This is a genomic window from Actinomadura rudentiformis (assembly GCF_008923185.1).
Classification (GTDB): Bacteria; Actinomycetota; Actinomycetes; order Streptosporangiales; family Streptosporangiaceae; genus Spirillospora; species Spirillospora rudentiformis.
On the sequence record NZ_WBMT01000031.1, the window covers coordinates 18250 to 34434 of the forward strand.

Below are 16185 nucleotides of genomic sequence, written 5' to 3' on the forward strand. Positions count from 1 at the left end.
CAGGCTCACGACCGAACCACTGCCGTCACCAGCACGGGCGATCGTGTCTGAGCGTCGTATTCCTGGCATGGTGGTCCGATGGCGATCACCGCGACCGATTATCAGTGGATCAATGACTACTCCGACCTGGCCGAGGCATACTGCGCGGTCCTGGTTCGAGGGGTGACCGTGCAGGAGTTCCTGCGGGGGATGCGGGCCAAGCCTCTAGGAAACCTCTCCGGGTACACCGAGTTGGAGCAGCGAACCAGGGATGTCTGGGATCAACACTCCGGCAACGAGTACCTGATCGGGACCACCACGGTCCCTGGTGATCAGGGCGAGTGGGTCCTCGGCCTGGAAATCAACGGCTACCTGGGCACCCTTCCTCATCTGGTGGCGCCGCTGTCGAGCGGCACCCGCCTGGTCGCCCACTTCTGCAACGTCAACGCACATGACCAGTTTCTTTGGTACGAGGACGGGACCCTCCGGACGTTCTTCGAACCGCTCTTCCCGACCGACAGAGACGGTTCCACCCCTGACGAGCTCGTGGAACTGATGGCGGAGGTGGGCTTCGATCTACGAGCGGACGAGGAAGAACTCGTCGACTCCTTGACAACTGAGGCCGCATTCGCCCTGGCTGCGCGGTTGACGGGGGTTCACCTCACGCCGGAACTCCTCGGCAGGGCGACCTTCACCGCCGGGCTCGTGCCCTGGAGCGCAACCAAGGATTCTTGAGCGCCCCAGTCAAGCGGCGGTGAGCAGAGAGGTATCCGTGTCGCGGATCATGGTCCGGTAGCCGGATGGGGGTCGGTACGTACGGTGAGCCTGCTGACCGGCGCGATCGTGTTGTTCGGCCTCTTCGCCGTCGTCGAAAGCAGGGCCAAGGCGCCGCTGATTCCGCTGCGGGTCTTCCGCGTACGCGCCTTGGTCGGCGGGAACCTGATGACGCTCCTGGTGGCGATGAGCACCTACGGAGGTGCGCTCATCATGTCCATCTATGCGCAGGAGGTCCTCGGCTACAGCGCTGTCGTGTTCGGCCTGAGCACCGCGATCTACTCGGCGATGTCCATCGTCGGTTCCAACCTCGCAGGACTTCTCACCACCAGGTTCGGCTACAAGAAGGTGGCAGTGCTCGGCGCTGTTCTGCTGAGTGTAGGAACCCTCCTCCTTTCCCGGGTCCCGGTGGACGGCGCGTACTGGACGGATCTACTGCCAGGGCTCGTCGTCTTCGGCGCGGGCATCGGAACCACGGTGGTGGCATCCGCCATCGCAGCCTTGTCGGATGTCGCGCCCAACGAGTCGGGCCTGGCTTCCGGGATCAACAATTCCGTCTTCCAGATCGGCGCCGCATTCGGGATCGCGGTCTGCACGACCGTATCGGTTGCGTACACCGATCCGGCAGCGGCCGACGCTCGCACAGGCCTCAACGAAGGAGTCCAGGCGGCGTTCGGAGCGGTCGCCGTCTTCGCGATCATCTGTCTTGTGATGGCGATCGCGCTGAACATGATGCGGGAGCGCACCAAGAAGCCCGGAGCGGAGGCGCACACCAGTCTGCACAGCTGATGTACGTCCGTCGTTGGCCCTCCACCTCACCAAGGACCTTGAGCATGACGATTCCGTGGGCAGACCTGCCGACTGCCGCAACTGCCGAGACTCTGCCTGTGCTCCTGAAAGGGGCATGGTCCAGGCGAGCGGGAGACACCGAGTGGACCTGCCGCACAATGCTCAGCCATGTAGTGCTCGGCGCGGTCGGTTACGCGGGTTCTCTTCTGGCCCAGCCCCCCGATCGGCCGACGGGCCTGATCTCAGGCACAGACCGCCACGCGTCCATCCACGCCTGTATCGAGGCGGTCGAGGTCGCCGCGACCTTTGTGTCCTTGGCGGTACGCGCGTCGCAACCAGATATCAGGGCTTACCACCCATGGGGTACCTCGGATCCGTCCGGGTTCGCTGCCATGGCCGGCGTCGAGATCCTGGTTCACAGTCACGACCTCACTCGGACCTTGGGCTTTGAGTGGAGTCCGCCCGACGAGCTGTGTGCGCCGATACTCCAACGGCTGTTTCCTGATGCGCCGACCGGGCATACGGCGGGGCAAACGCTGCTGTGGTGCACTGGCCGCGTCGCTTTGCCCGGGATCGTCCAGCTCGGACACGGCCAGTGGCAATGGGACGGCAGGGTCCGCTGAACAGCAGGCTCCCTCATGCGATCGGCTGGGTGCGGCTGCTCCGGCCGATCGGCAACGTGATACGCAACCGACCGCCCGGCAGCAATCGCTGAAATCCAACGGATATGGCCCTCGCCTTGGGGCGCCTCACTTGGCGATCCGCGAGGCTCGTTCCTGGCTGATCAAGGTTGCCGGGCGACAGGGAGCGCCGCGGCGCGCGTCGTGTGGCACGCGCGCCGCAGCGGTTCCCGCAGGTTGAACGGGGCTCGGGCCTCACCCTCTGCGGGCGATGAACGACCTCCTGCAGCACACCCTGCCCCAACGCCGCCCCTACAGCCCACCCGCCAGCTTCTGCAATGCAACCCGCACTTGACCAACCCCTACGACCTGACCCGCCTCGGCATCAACGCCGCTAACCGGCTTCGCTACCGCTACGCCATCCCCTGCCCCGCCACGCCGCCAACACCGACCCCACGCCGCCGTCCAGCTAGCCGAACTGCTGACCGAACGAGGCGGTACCGACGAAAGCGCTCGCCATCCCTCGCAACCACGCCGACAACAGCGACCCGGACCCGGACTCGGCCGCCCGGCTGGTCTACCTACTGGCCGACGAGACGAGTCGGAGGGACTGCGCCTGTTCCGCAGCGCCAGGGCGGTGCCGGCGGTCGCCGCGTGCACGGCGAACGAGACGCCGAGCAGCATCAGCACCTCGAAGATGGGGGCCTGGCAGCCGCTAGGCCCCCGTGAATGAGGTGTCCTTCTGCAAGGCCGCGTCAGGTGGTCTTCTAGAAGACGTTGACCTGCACGTTCCCTTCACCGATCTGCACGCCGGTGTTCCCGCTGAGCCTGACGCGGGCGTTGCGGGTCGTGAGATGATCTCGTCCGTCGTGACGGCGGCCTGCCCGGTGGCGCGGTCGCCCGTGCCCTCGAAGGCCTGGGGGCGCCGTGGATGCGCTGCTGCTCGGTCACTTGGTCCTCCGGTTGTGTCTGGGTCAGTCCTTGGGTGCTGGCTGCGTGTGGGACCGCCCGCGGGTGTGGAGCATTGGCGACTGCGCCATCCGCGGAGGCAGTGTTGCAGCAGGTACGGCACATTGCTGGAAGCGCTTTGACCATTGGTGTGAATCGAGCTGACGCGCCGCCAGACTGGGAGCGACCTATCGTCGACTGATCGGTAATAGGATTATGTCGACCTAGGTTGACAGCGTCTCGGCAGGTTCCAGCGCCTTACCTGGCTAGGAGCGATGTACGGGCCTGCCGGGCCGGTAGCGAGGCGCAGCTTGCCTGTCGGCCTTGCTGTGCCTGCTCGTCTTCATCCCGTTCGCCCCGGCTTCTGCCAGCTTTGCGGCTGCGGCGGCGTTCGACGGAACGCCGGTGGATCATGCGGCGTGAGCCGCCCGGACCGGTGTCGCCCGTGCGGCGCCGCGGCCAGTGAGGCAACCTGCTACGCGTTCCGGCGGTCACCACTCTGAAGGGCACCTTCAGACATGGTCGTTCGCAGTGCGGCGAGTACGCGACCCAGGACCGTGGCGAAGGTGGCGAGGTCGGCGCTGGAGGTGCCGGCGAACAGTCTGGCGATACCGTCGTCGCGGTCCGCGCCCCACCCGGCGGCCAGCGTCTGGCCGCGCGTGGTGAGCGAGACGAGGACCGCGCGCCGGTCGATGGGATGCCTGGTGCGGGCCACGAAGCCAGCCTCTTCCAACGCGTCCACGAGGCCGGTCACGTTGCGCGGAGTGCAGTCGAGTATTTCGCTGAGTTCGCGTTGAGTAAGCCGGCCGTGGCGGTGGAGCAGCCAGATGACCTCGCCTCTGGCAGGAGTCAGGCCGTTGTCGGCCAGGCGGCGGCTCATCAGATCGTTGAGCACCACGGCCAGCTCGAACAGCCGGTCCACGATCTCGGTGTCCTCGACTCGCACGGGTCACTCCAATATAGTGAAGCACACTTCACTATGTGGCTTGCTTCCTAATCCTGCTGGGAACATTACTGGGAGGACACGACGCATGACTAGCAGTCGAGACGCCGCGCCTACACCCAGACGCCCATGGAACGAACGGCCGCTCTGGCAAGTGGGCCTTGTTTCCGCACTGGTCGCGGCGGTGGCCAGTGTCATCGTGTACGCGGTCGCTCGAGCTGCCGGTGTGCCGATGGAGTTGACAGAGGTGTTCGAGGATGAGTTCGCCCGCATGCCGGTGATGAACATGGCCTGGGCAGCCCTCCTGGAGGGAGGGGTGGCCGGTACCGTGCTGGCCATCGCATGCCGGCGATGGACCAGGCGCCCGCGGTCGTACTTCGTGGCACTGGCCATGATCGGCCTCATCGCGTCTTTTGCGCTGCCCATCATCAGCGACGCCAGCACCGCGACCAAAGTTGTCTTGTCCATCAGCCACGTCGTCGTCGCGATCATCATCGTCCCGGCACTGGCGCTGGCCCTTCCGCACGAAACAACACGGCATGACAACGCTGGCGCGGTTAGACGCTGACTCTGTCGGTGTGAAGGCCGAGGGCCAGCCGCCGGGAGTTCAAGGCGCAGAGTAGAAACGTGCGAAACGAGGCGGTGGTGTCGCCTGCTTGGCCCGAGTGAGCCGGAAGCGACCGTTGCTGCCCGCAGTAGCTCTTGTTCAGCCCACGCCAGCCACAACCGCGCGAACTGCTCCATCGCGGTCGCTGACGCTGGTCGGCTGATGCAGTCCTCAGTGCCGCGGGTGTTGAAGACTGGGCGCCGTGTGTCTTCCGAAAGCTTCTTGGTGCTGGCGTACCCATGCAGGCAACCGCAGTTGGTGGCAGATGTCCTGGCTATCGCTGGTGGCGACGTGAGATGGTTCGCTGTTTCCGCGGGCGGACCGGAGCCACCCGACGCCAGCCTTTGGGGCGCGGCCCGGCGATCGACGCCGGGCCGCGGCTCCGCAGAGCATGTTCGTTCAGCCGAACAGCAGTTGCGCCATGTCGTATGCGGCGACGCGACGACCGAGGTCCGCGCCGGCGTGGTTGGACGTCCGGAAGAGCGCGCGGGGCGCGTCCAGTCCCATGGCGGTCAACACCGGCGAGGGCGAGTGGCTGCCGCTGTGGCACGCCGACCCGGTGGAGGCGGCAATCTGCGGTGCCGCGTCCAGGATGTGGTGTCCGAGTGTGCCGTCGATGCTGATATTCAGCGTGTTGGGCAGCCGCAGGTGTTGCGGGCCGTTGAGGTGGACCCGGCCCGGCAGGGCCGCCTGCAGATGCTGGTGCAGGTCCTGGCGTAGAACCGAGATGCGGGCGGGCCGGCCGTCGGCCAGGTCCTGGGCGGCAAGTTCGGCGGCGGTGCCCAGAGCCACGGCCAGGGCGACGTTCTCGGTGCCGGCGCGCAGCCCGCGTTCCTGCCCGCCGCCGGGCACCAGCGCCTCAAGGTGCACGCCGGAGCGTACGTACAGGGCGCCGACGCCCTTGGGGGCATACATCTTGTGGCCGACGACGGTCAGCAGGTCGACGCCCAGCCGCGCCACGTCGACGTCGATTTTGCCGAGGGCTTGGGCGGCGTCGGTGTGCAGCAGTATGCCGTGCTCGCGGGTGATGGCGGACAGTTCGGCGATCGGCTGCAGCGCACCGGTCTCGTTGTTGGCGGTCATGATCGACACCAGCGCGGTCCGTGGCGTGAGCGCGGCGGCCAGGTCGGCCGGTGACACGCGGCCATAGGGGTCCAGTGGCAGGTAGGTGATGGTGGTGCCGTGACGGCGCTGCAACGCCCGGCAGGCCCCCAGCACGGCCGGATGCTCGGTGGCCTGAGTGATCACCTGCATCCTGCCCGGGTCGCGGTGGGACAGGACGGCGCCGAAGATGGCCAGAGCGTCGGCTTCGGAGCCGCTGCCGGTGAACACCACCTCGCCCGGAGTGGCACCGATCAGGGCGGCGACTTGGCCGCGGGCGTGGGCGAGGGCGCGGCGGGGCTTGTCGGCGTAGTGATTGGCACTGGAGGGGTTGCCGAAATGCTCGGCCAGGTAGGGCATCATCGCCTCGGTCACCCGCGGGTCGACCGGCGTGGTGCTGTTGTAGTCCAGATAAACCGGCGCCCCTCGCAACCCGGGCGGCAGGGCTGGGACGGCTAGGGCCGAGACGTCGGTGGTCACGATGGCCCCTCAGTGGCGTGCCCGGCAACGGTGCTGTGTCCGGCCAGGACGGGCAGGCCCGCGCGGCGCCATTCGGGTAGTCCGCCTTGCAGAGGGCGGGCCGTGTAGCCGTGGTCGCGCAGGAGCCGGACGGCGTCGGGGGCATAGACGCAGTAGCGGCCGCGGCAGTAGGCGACGATGTCGGTGCCGGCCGCGACGTGTGCGGTGAGTTCGGTCAGCCGCGCGGCGAGCTGGTCGTGCGGCAGGTTGATGGCGCCGGGGATGTGCCCAGCCGCGTATTCGGCCTGCGGCCGCACATCGAGCACCACGACGTCGCCGTCGTCGATGCGGCGGGCCAGCTCGCCTTGGGCGACGGGTTCGAGTGCTTGCACATCACCCAGGTAGTCGCGGGCGGCGCGTTCGGCTTCGGCCAGGCGTGCGGCAGCGAAGTGCTTGACCTGGTCGACCAGCTCGGCGACGCCGTCGTCGGCCAGCCGGTAGAACACCTTGGCGCCCTCGCGGCGGGCGGCCACCAGGCTGGCCGCGGCCAGCGCCTTGAGCTGCGCGGAGGTGTTGCCGACCTTCATGCCCGCCGCCTGCCCCAGCTCCTCGACGCTGCGTTCCCCCTGGGCCAGCAGGTCCAGCAGCTCCAGCCGGGCCGGATTGGCCAGCGCCTTGCCCACCCGGGCGAACTGCCCGTACAAGGCCGTCTTTCGCTCACGCTCATCACTCAGCGCCGGTGCGCCGATGGTGTCGGATCTGCTGGTTTCGGAAATGGCCATCATGTTCCCCTTCGGTGTCGGCTTGTCGGTGCCCAGGCCGCCGTGGCGTGGTCGGACGTTGCCTTGTGTGGTCAGAAGCTGAGGACTCTGTCGGCTGGAACGGCGACTTCGGCCGCATCCAGCTCGGCGACTGCCTCACCCACCTCCGGTGATCCGGTCCCATCAGGCTGGTCGAGGACCGTGCGCCGCACCGCGCCCATGAAGCGCAACACGCCCGCCTGAGCCTCGCCGCGAGCGGCCAAGGCTGCCGCCAGCCGAACTCCGTTGAAGGAGCGCTCACCCGTATTTGGTGCGTCATTGAGGGTCATCAGCACATTCGTCCCGATCCACTCCTTTCCAATATTCTTTTGAATGTTGTAGATTCCGAGACTAGCACCACCACCTCGCACCGCCAAAGGACCACCAGATGAATGCACCGCAGACCAGATCTCTGGCCAGCCCGATCGTTGACGAGGGGCTGGGCAACAGCGCCTACCTGGTCGATCTGGGCGATGGGCGGGCGCTGGTGGTCGACCCGCCGTGCGATACACGTCGTCTACGGGTCCAGGCCGGACGAGCCGGGCTGCGCATCGCGTTTGTGGCCGACACCCATCTGCATGCCGACTTCCTGTCCGGCGCGCGGCAACTCGCCGCCGATGAGGGGGCGCAGGTGCTGGCTTCGGCCGCGGGCCGGCGGGCGTTCGAGCATCGCGGCCTGGCCGATGAGGACGAGGTCGACCTCGGCGGGCTGAGGTTGCGGGCTCTGGCCACTCCCGGGCATACCGACGAGCATTTGGCGTTCCTGCTGTTGGACGGCGCGCGGCCGGTCGGGGTGTTCACCGGCGGTTCGTTGATCGTCGGTGCCGCCGCGCGCACCGACCTGCTGGGCGCTGAGCGCACCGAAGAGCTGGCCCGTGCCCAGTACGCCTCGCTGCAACGGCTCGCGGCGCTGCCTGACCATGTCGAGGTGTGGCCAACGCACGGCGCCGGGTCGTTCTGCTCGGCCCCGCCCGGCGCGGACCGCACCTCCACCATCGGACGCGAGAAAGCTGCCAACCCGCTGCTGAACGCGCCCGACGCCGACACCTTCACTGCCCGGCTGGTGGGCAACCTGGGCAGCTACCCGGCCTACTTCGACCGGCTGACCGAGGTCAACCGGCAAGGCCCGGCGATCGTGACCGGTCCACCCGTGCTCGCGCCGCTGAACGTCGACCAGGCACGTGCGCTGCTCGCCGACGGCGCGGTGGTGGTGGACGTGCGGCCGGTGGCCGACTTCACCGCGGGTCACATCCCCGGCGCCATCTCCAATCCACTGCGGCCGCAGTTCGGCACCTGGCTGGGCTGGCTCATCGACCCCGACACCCCTGTCGTCATCGTCCGCAACCCCGACCAGGACGCCACTGACCTCAGCTGGCAGGCCCTCACGATCGGGCACCAGAACCTGGCGGGGGAACTGACCGGCGGCATCACCGCCTGGCAGTCCGCCGGACACGCCCTGGCCAGCCTGGGGCTGGTGGACGCCGCCCACCTGGGGGACCGTCCGGTCGTGGACGTGCGCCAAGACGCCGAGTACACCGCCGCGCACGTTCCTGCCGCCGTGCACGTCGAGCTCGGCGCTATACCCGAGCATGCCGCCGGGCTGGAGCGGCGCCCGTATGTGGTGATGTGCGGGCACGGGGAACGCGCCGTCACCGCCGCCAGCCTGCTCGCCCGCGCCGGACACCACGGCCTGGCGGTCCTGGCGGGTGGACCCGACGACTGGGCCAAGGCCACCGGCCACAGCTTGCAGGCGGGCCGGTGACCGCCGCCGCCCTCAAGGCACCCGCGCTGGGCATCCGCGCCAACCTGGCCCAGTTCACCCTGCTGGTCGCGGTCAACGCGCTGGTCGGCGGGATGCTAGGCCAGGAACGCGCCGTGCTGCCTCTGCTGGCCGAGCAGACCTTTCACCTGACGGCCTACACCGCCTCCCTCACCTACATCCTGGCGTTCGGCATCACCAAGGCCGCCGCCAACTACTTCGCCGGAACCTGGTCCGACCGGTACGGACGCAAACCCGTCCTCGTCGCCGGATGGCTCGTCGGCCTGCCCGTCCCGCTCATGCTCATCTTCGCGCCCTCATGGAGCTGGGTCGTGGCCGCCAACGTCCTGCTCGGGATCAACCAGGGCCTGACCTGGTCGGTCACCGTCATCATGAAGATCGATCTGGCCGGGCCGCAGCGGCGCGGCCTGGCCATGGGCCTCAACGAAGCCGCCGGATACCTCGCCGTCGCCGCCACTGCCATGGCCACCGGCTACCTGGCCGCCGGACACGGCCTGCGGCCCGCACCGTTCCTGGTCGGCGCCGCCTACGCCGCCCTCGGCCTGGGCCTGTCCCTCATGGTCGTCCGCGAGACCCGTGGCCACGCCCACCACGAAGCCACCACCACCGCACAACCCACCGGACCCACCCTGACCAGCAGGCAGATCTTCACCCGCACCAGCTTCACCGAGCCCGCCCTGTCCTCAGTCAGCCAAGCCGGACTGGTCAACAACGCCAACGACGGCCTGGCCTGGGGCCTGTTCCCCATCCTGTTCGCCGCCCACGGCCTGACCATCGGCCAAATCGGCGTTCTGGCCTCGCTGCTGCCCGCCGCCTGGGGCGCCGGCCAACTGGCCACCGGCGCCGCCTCCGACTGGTACGGCCGCAAACCCTTCATCGTCGCCGGCATGCTCCTGCAAGCCGCCGCCCTCGCTCTCACCGCCCTGGGCACCACCTTCTGGATATGGGCCATCGCGCTCAGCCTGCTCGGCGCCGGCACCGCCATGGTCTATCCCACCCTGCTGGCCGCCATCGGCGACGTCACCCATCCCACCTGGCGCGCCCGCTCCGTCGGCGTCTACCGCCTCTGGCGCGACGGCGGCTTCGCCGTCGGCGCCCTCCTGTCCGGAGTCATCGCCGACCTGTACGGCATCACCACCGCCATCTGGGTAGTGGCTGCCCTCACCGCCGCCAGCGGCCTGCTCGCCGCGATGCGCATGTACGAAACCCACCCCCGCACCCGAACACACTCCAGGCGCAGTACCCCGTAGCGGAAGTAATTCGCCCACTCGCGCATCATCGGGCTCAAGTCAAGGATCGCTCGGCCAGATCCTGGAGGCGGATTGACCTGCGGGGTCCTCGCCGCCACCTTGTCCTTGATCGCCCAGCCGGCTTGTCGGACCTATGCGGATCGCAGTTCCGCGCGGACGTCGCTTCTCATGCATGGCTGGATCACGAGGAGCCGCCACTGTCATGGAGCTTCCTAAGACCACGGGTTCCGCCGTTTGAGTGCTGCCGCAGAAACCGGGTTCCGGCCTGCTGGCGGACATGAACGCCATGGGTGTGCACGGGTGTTCAGCGGTAACCAGCGCGTAGGCGGCCGTGATCCTGGACGCGCTGAACGAGTACGCCGGGGCTCGGCCGAGTTTCCCGAGACCGGAGACGTCGTGGCCGACCTGACCAGCCAGGTGAACGACGTGGCGGACTTCCTGTCCGGCGACGAGTTCTCGCCCTTCACCCGCAATCTGATCCCCGCGCAGAACGATCCGGAGGTCGCCCAGGTGCTGCTGGAGACGAAGGTGCAGCCGCGCCTCGAGCAGGCTCAGGAGGGGCCGGGTACGCACCGATGTGGATCTCGACGACGTGGTGGACATGCTCTATGGCCCCATCTACCACCGCCTGGTCCTGCACACCCGCCGATCACGAGCGACCGTTATCCGGTTGGCGTTCGAGGCCCTGACGTCAACCGAGTAGACAATGGCGATGCCGACGCTCCTTACCCCGGGGAACGCCCATGTGGCACAGGACACCCCCTCCCCGGCGGGGGCCGCAGGTGATCCGCTCCGGGCGATGGGAAACCCGCGGGTGGCGTCGACGAGTCGAGATCGGCATCGCTGAGGTAAAGGAGCGTCGGCGGCCAGGACCAGGTCGAGCGTGGGATGCAGCCAGAGTTCACCATTGCGCTCGTACCCGTGGTCCTCGGACCGCGACGAGCGCGACCCTTGTTCACACCTCAGGAGTGTAGATCGCGGGCTGAACAGGTGTTTATCTTCCCTGTACGTCCCACCTACGGTGCCGGTATGAGTACATTTGCGCTCATTCACGGCGCCGGCGTCGGCGGAGGCTGGTACTGGCACCTCGTAGAAGCCGAACTCCGATCCCTCGGACACACCACCGTCGCCCCCACATTGTGGACCGGCGACGATATGGACACCTTGTCCGACTATGCCGACGCCGTCGTGGACACCGTCGATACCGTGGAGGAACTTTTCGTTGTTGCACATTCGTTCGGGGGGTTCACCGCGCCCTTGGTTGCTGAACGCCTTCCCACCGCCGGACTGATCTATGTCACCGCCATGGTCCCCCAGTCGGGCGAATCCCCGGCCGACTGGTGGGACAACACCGGTTGGTCGGAGGCGGTCCGAATCCAGGCGACCAAAGATGGTGGCCTCACCGGCAATTCAGACCCATATGTGGGCTACTTCCACGACGTTCCCAAGCATCTGGCCGACCAGGTGTCGAGTAACGAACCCAGCCCGCCCTCTGATACTGCCTACTACGAGCCCTGGCCCCTCGACGCCCATCCGACCACACCGACTCGATACATCGTCTGCACCGAGGACCGCCTGTTCCCCGCAGCCTTCCAGCGCCAACTGGCACACGACCGACTTGGAATCACCCCCGACGAGATCACAAGCGGCCACGCCCCCGCCCTCAGCCGCCCCACCGAACTCGCAGCGATGCTCCACTCATTCACGTCATGACTGCGGCCCGCCGGCGAAGGACTGGCCCGCGCCCCGCAGCTGATCGTGGACACCCATGGAGCGGAAGGCCGCCCTATACCAAGAAGGGGGACTCGCATGTCCGCTGACGACACCAACCACGCGGATGGGGTATCGCCTGTCACGACGTTCCTGGCTGGGGTGGGAACCGCGAGAGCGAGTGTTCCCATGTTCTCGTCGGCGAGTCCGGCGGCCCCGGATACGCCAGCGCGGCTCACATCCTCGAGACCGCGATGGACGAGCTGGCCCACACGCTTGGCATCGATCCGATCGAACTGCGACGACGCAACGAACCAGACGAGGATCCGTCCACCGGGCTGCGGTTCTCCACCCGCCGCCTCCAGGAGTGCTACACAGTCGGCGGGCGCGAGTTCGGCTGGACCAACCGCAACCCGAACCCGGATCCACCCGGGACGGCGACTGGCTCGTCGGCACCGGCATGGCGGCCGCGGTCTGCAACACCGCCAGCGAGACCGCCCGTGCCTTGGTACGCGTCCGCATCGACGGGACCGCACTGGTCCAAGCCGCCACCAGCGACATGGGAACAGGAACCTACACCTCCATGACCCAGGTCGCCGCAGACGAGCTCGGCCTCTGCACCGACAACGTCACCTTTCAACCCGGCGACTCCGACATGCCGGCGAGTCCGCCACACGGCGCCTCAATGACCATGGCCAGCGTCGGATCGGCTGTCCTCGACGGCGCACGCCACGTGCGGCGGTCAGCCATCGAACTCGCGGTGGAAGACCCCCGCTTACCGCTCCACGGCGCCGACGTGGTGGCAAGCCGCGGCAAGCTCCGCCTCGAGAGCGACCCGAGCCGCAACGACAGCCACCGTGCACTTCTCGCCCGCATTGGCCGCGCTCGACTGGAGGCCACCGGCCTGTTCGCGCCGCCGACCGAGGGCAACCCGGTCGGCGTATGCCTACGGCGCGGTCTTCGCAGAGGTAGGCGTCGACCGACGCGGCAAGGCCCTGCTCGAACGCACCACAACGACCACCGCGACGGCCGGACCACCAATGCCAACCTCGCCGGCTACCTCGTCCCCGTCAGCGCCGACGTACGTAATCTGAACCCGATCTTCCTCGAAGGTCGCGATGGCTACGCGGACCCGATCGGCGTCAAGGGGCTCGGCGAAATCGTTCAGGTCGGCGTCGCCCCGCGATCGCCAACGCCGTCTTTCACGCTTCCGGCCGCCGCATCCGCGAGCCACCCATCGCCATCGAGAGCATGCTCTAGCTCCAACCGAGGGAGTGTCGGAATCCACGCTGCGATCGGGGTTGACCTGGCCGGCCACAAGGACGTGCTGGACCTGTGGGTCCCCGCCGGTGGCGGGAAGAGCGCGAAGTTCTGGATGGGCGTGCTGGAAGAAGAGAAACGCCGTTGACACGGATTCCTGACAGACGTTTGGCCTGCTCACGTCCAGGATTGTTCGTTGCATACGTGGCGGGCGGTGTTCACGAGTGCGGTAACTGCGGGTCGGAGCGTCCCGGTTGGGTTGCGCCAGACGAGCTCGATCGGGAACGTGGGCGCGTCCTCGATAGTGAGTAGTCGTAGGTCGCGGTGGGTGGAATGGAGTGCGGTGCGCACCGTGAGCCCGACGCAGCCCTCTGAGTGGACGGCACCTTCCCATGAGTCGTGAAAGCGCGAGCTGACGCGGGTTCGGGGTTCGAACCCGTTTTGCCGGCAGCTTTCGATGACAGCCTTGTCGTAATCCGGGTTGTCACCAGGGATGTCGAGTGCGAACGTCTCGTCTCGCAGTTCGCTGAGCCTGACGCTGTGGCGGCCTGCGACGGGGTGGTTTGCGGCTACCGCGAGCACGGCTGGTTCGTTCTTGAGCCGCAGATGTTCCAGGTCGGCGGGAATGTGTGCAGCGAAGGTCACGGCGACATCGAGGCGTCCGACTTGCAGGGCGGCGAGCAGGGGCACGGCTGAGTCGTGCCGGGTGTGCAGGTGCACGGCCGGGTATCGCTGGTCGAGGGCCGCGAACAGTGGCTCGAGCCCATACCGGGCACCTGTGGACAGGCCGAACTGCAGCTCGCCGGCGATTCCGCTCCCGGCCGCACGGGCGGCGGCGAGGGCGTCGTCGACGGCCTGGAGGGCAGTGCGTGCAGGCTCGACCAGTGCGTTCCCGGCATCGGTCAACTCGACGCGACGCGTCGTTCGATGGAACAAGTCGACGCCGAGCTCGGACTCCAACCGCTGGATCGCGGCGCTCAACGGCTGCTGGGTCATGTGCAGACGGGCCGCCGCTCGGGTGAAGTTCAGTTCCTCGGCGACGGCGATGAAGTACCGTAACTGTCGCAAGTCGGCGTTCACACTCTAGGAGTGTAGATCGCAGCCGAACAGGCGTTTCACTTTTCTCAATGCCTAAATCTACGGTGCCGGTGTGACCCGCACTCCAGCTCTCCGGTTGTTCGCCGTGGTGACGTTCCTATTGGGCATCTGGTGGTTCCGCGTTTGGACGTCCTCGACAGCGCTGGCTTTCACCACACCACCTTCGTGCGGATCCGGGAGCCTGTCTTCTACGGACGTGAAGGTGCCGCCGCAGTCGGAAAGGTGCTCACGTTCCACAGCGTCCGGGAAGCCCTCACGAGCATGAGCTCCATTGATGCCGCCGTCGCTCGACAACGGCTGCGGGACACGCTCCAGACTCACCACACCAGCACCGGGGTCGTCTTCGACTCACACGCATGGCTCATCACCGCTCACCGCACCGACCGGATCCGACCCGCCACGACGGAATGGAACGCACCATGACCGAGCAGACCGTGACCACCGACGGGATAGACCTGTGCTTCGAGACGTTCGGCGACCCAGCCGATGCCACCGTGTTGTTGATAGCCGGCGGAGCACAGTCGATGATCTGGTGGGAGGAGGACTTTTGTGCTCGGCTCGCCGAGGCTGGACGCCATGTCGTTCGCTATGACCACAGGGACACCGGACGGTCGACGAGCTCACCGGCCGGCCGGCCGTCCTACACCGGGGAGGATCTGGCCACCGACCCACTTAGGCTCCTTGACGGCCTAGGCGTTGCCACCGCCCACGTGGTGGGGCTGTCGATGGGCGGCGGCATCGCCCAGTACCTCGCCCTCGAGCATCCCAAGCGGGTGCGCACCTTGTGCCTGGGCTCCACTAGTCCATGGGTCCCTACGCAGCTTGGACGCAGCTTGCCGGGGCCGGCTCCTCAGATCTCGGCGACGTTCACGAACCCCGACCCTGAACCCGACTGGACCGACCGGGACGCAGTCATCGCCTACCGGGTCGACGCCGAACGGCCGTACGCGGGAAGTCTCGGGTTCGACGAGCCGCGCGTCCGGCGGCTCGCAACCCAGGAAGTTGATCGAACCCGAAACATGGCTGCCTCGATGACCAACCACTTCATCCTCGGCGAAGATCCCCTAACCGATGCCCGGCTCGACCAGATCACCGCCCCCACCCTGGTCCTCCATGGCACCACCGATCCGATGTTCCCCATCGAGCATGGTGAAGCCCTCGCCGCAGAGATCGCCGGTGCGCGGTTCCTGCCGCTCCCCGGCGTCGGGCACCAGCAACCCCCACCCGAAGTGTGGGGCTTGGCTATCGCGGCAATCGTGGAACTCACCGAACACAGTTGAGCCAGCCTGCTGAGGCATCCTCAATGATGTGCTCGGCCTCTGGTCAGGGTCGATGCCATGCACAGCTTCGCCACCAACGACGGCTGCCGCCCCGGCGAGTTCAGGTCGATTGTGCGCGCCGAACTCGCGGCGGCGACGTGGAGGTCCGCGACCTTGCGGTGACCGTCGTCGAGCGAGTGCCGAGCGGCAGCGCCCTTCGGGGCGCAGCTCGGACTGGAGTTGCGCGCGAGCAGGTGCGTCGCGGTGGACCAGTGCGGGCACACCAGCGTGCCCGGCGTCTACGCCGCCGGTGATCTCGCGCACGTCGCGGATCTGCCGATGCCAATGCAGTCGGTACTGGCAGCGGCGGCCGCCGGACAGGCCGCCGACGCGACGGTGGTGCGGGACATGGCGATTCCAGCCACCTCCTGAGGACAGACGAAGGAGTATTCAGGCGTCATCGACAGGCCCGTCCATCCAATCGGATGTCGATTCCGAAGTCGTCTGAACGGATGTCCGTAGTCCTGTGCACGCTGATCGTTGGTGAGCGGCCCAGATTGCCGGGCTCGGGCAATCGGGGTGCAACAGGCACGCGTTCTCGAGGTCGGCCCATCCACCCCATGAGCGGTCCGATCCTGGAGCGCGCGCCCAGGCGGGCCTGTCCTGCCGCCCGGAGAGGTTGATCGCCGGAGAACTCCCGGGGCACGCCCATAGGCACATGCAGACGGTCTATGGAGGGAGGTCGACCTGCTCACTTGGTCTCATGCAATGTTGTCTGGGGAGCCGGGCGCAGGCACCAGCCGGTCAC

General features: G+C 67.5%; 16 protein-coding genes and 1 pseudogene. 12 read left to right on the forward strand and 5 right to left on the reverse strand.

The features are described 5' to 3' along the window. Positions 1-78: 78 nt before the first annotated feature. From F8566_RS45530 to F8566_RS45540, 3 genes are read left to right on the forward strand one after another with little or no spacing between them, the layout of a single operon-like run. Entirely contained in the window at positions 79-714 is a 636-nt protein-coding gene (locus tag F8566_RS45530) for a DUF6461 domain-containing protein (RefSeq protein ID WP_151569949.1), read from the forward strand. Positions 715-747: 33 nt separating this feature from the next. Continuing rightward, on the forward strand, positions 748-1542 hold the full coding sequence (locus F8566_RS45535) for an MFS transporter (protein ID WP_151569951.1): 795 nt from the start codon (positions 748-750) through the stop codon (positions 1540-1542). Between the two features lie 44 nt (positions 1543-1586). After that, positions 1587-2165 carry a DinB family protein gene (locus F8566_RS45540; protein WP_151569953.1) on the forward strand — a complete coding sequence of 193 codons (579 nt, stop codon included), beginning with the start codon at positions 1587-1589 and terminating at the stop codon, positions 2163-2165. Positions 2166-3585: 1420 nt separating this feature from the next. On the opposite strand, the gene F8566_RS45545 is transcribed toward F8566_RS45540, so the two are convergent. Then, complete coding sequence (locus tag F8566_RS45545) at positions 3586-4056, reverse strand: MarR family winged helix-turn-helix transcriptional regulator (RefSeq protein WP_151569955.1); 471 nt, start codon at positions 4054-4056, stop codon at positions 3586-3588. 85 nt (positions 4057-4141) lie between these two features. Here F8566_RS45545 and F8566_RS45550 point away from each other — a divergent pair, with 85 nt between their 5' ends. Continuing rightward, the gene (locus F8566_RS45550) at positions 4142-4621 is read left to right on the forward strand and encodes a DUF6069 family protein (RefSeq protein WP_225994122.1); all 480 of its coding nucleotides are present in this window, start codon (positions 4142-4144) and stop codon (positions 4619-4621) included. Positions 4622-5059: 438 nt separating this feature from the next. On the opposite strand, the gene F8566_RS45555 is transcribed toward F8566_RS45550, so the two are convergent. From F8566_RS45555 to F8566_RS45565, 3 genes are all read right to left on the reverse strand, one after another. Continuing rightward, complete coding sequence (locus F8566_RS45555) at positions 5060-6241, reverse strand: cysteine desulfurase family protein (RefSeq protein WP_225994123.1); 1182 nt, start codon at positions 6239-6241, stop codon at positions 5060-5062. After that, positions 6238-7005 (reverse strand): ArsR/SmtB family transcription factor, encoded by a 768-nt coding sequence (locus F8566_RS45560; RefSeq protein WP_225994124.1) that lies wholly within the window; start codon positions 7003-7005, stop codon positions 6238-6240. The genes F8566_RS45555 and F8566_RS45560 overlap by 4 nt, the downstream gene beginning before the upstream one ends. Before the next feature lie 68 nt (positions 7006-7073). Continuing rightward, the gene (locus F8566_RS45565; protein ID WP_151569961.1) at positions 7074-7397 is read right to left on the reverse strand and encodes a hypothetical protein; all 324 of its coding nucleotides are present in this window, start codon (positions 7395-7397) and stop codon (positions 7074-7076) included. Between the two features lie 11 nt (positions 7398-7408). Between F8566_RS45565 and F8566_RS45570 the strand changes: the two genes are divergently transcribed. From F8566_RS45570 to F8566_RS45590, 6 genes and pseudogenes are all read left to right on the forward strand, one after another. Continuing rightward, a complete protein-coding gene (locus F8566_RS45570) occupies positions 7409-8782 on the forward strand; it encodes an MBL fold metallo-hydrolase (RefSeq protein ID WP_151569963.1) in 1374 nt (457 codons plus the stop codon). Continuing rightward, positions 8779-10050: an MFS transporter gene (locus F8566_RS45575; protein WP_225994125.1), complete on the forward strand. Its 1272-nt coding sequence runs from the start codon at positions 8779-8781 to the stop codon at positions 10048-10050. The genes F8566_RS45570 and F8566_RS45575 overlap by 4 nt, the downstream gene beginning before the upstream one ends. Before the next feature lie 493 nt (positions 10051-10543). Then, complete coding sequence (locus tag F8566_RS53200; protein WP_151570156.1) at positions 10544-10753, forward strand: TetR/AcrR family transcriptional regulator C-terminal ligand-binding domain-containing protein; 210 nt, start codon at positions 10544-10546, stop codon at positions 10751-10753. A gap of 326 nt (positions 10754-11079) precedes the next feature. Further along, entirely contained in the window at positions 11080-11763 is a 684-nt protein-coding gene (locus F8566_RS45585; RefSeq protein ID WP_151569965.1) for an alpha/beta fold hydrolase, read from the forward strand. Positions 11764-11894: 131 nt separating this feature from the next. Continuing rightward, a pseudogene (locus F8566_RS53205) lies at positions 11895-12059 on the forward strand (hypothetical protein); the annotation flags it as partial. 68 nt (positions 12060-12127) lie between these two features. After that, positions 12128-13168, forward strand: coding sequence for a molybdopterin cofactor-binding domain-containing protein (locus F8566_RS45590; RefSeq protein WP_404800406.1), 1041 nt, complete (start codon positions 12128-12130; stop codon positions 13166-13168). A gap of 29 nt (positions 13169-13197) precedes the next feature. On the opposite strand, the gene F8566_RS45595 is transcribed toward F8566_RS45590, so the two are convergent. Further along, positions 13198-14100, reverse strand: a complete 903-nt coding sequence (locus F8566_RS45595; protein WP_151569968.1) for a LysR family transcriptional regulator — start codon at positions 14098-14100, stop codon at positions 13198-13200. 437 nt (positions 14101-14537) lie between these two features. Here F8566_RS45595 and F8566_RS45600 point away from each other — a divergent pair, with 437 nt between their 5' ends. Both F8566_RS45600 and F8566_RS45605 read left to right on the forward strand, forming a co-directional pair. Beyond that, on the forward strand, positions 14538-15398 hold the full coding sequence (locus tag F8566_RS45600) for an alpha/beta fold hydrolase (RefSeq protein ID WP_151569970.1): 861 nt from the start codon (positions 14538-14540) through the stop codon (positions 15396-15398). A gap of 213 nt (positions 15399-15611) precedes the next feature. Beyond that, positions 15612-15809, forward strand: coding sequence for a hypothetical protein (locus F8566_RS45605; protein WP_151569972.1), 198 nt, complete (start codon positions 15612-15614; stop codon positions 15807-15809). Positions 15810-16185: the final 376 nt, after the last annotated feature.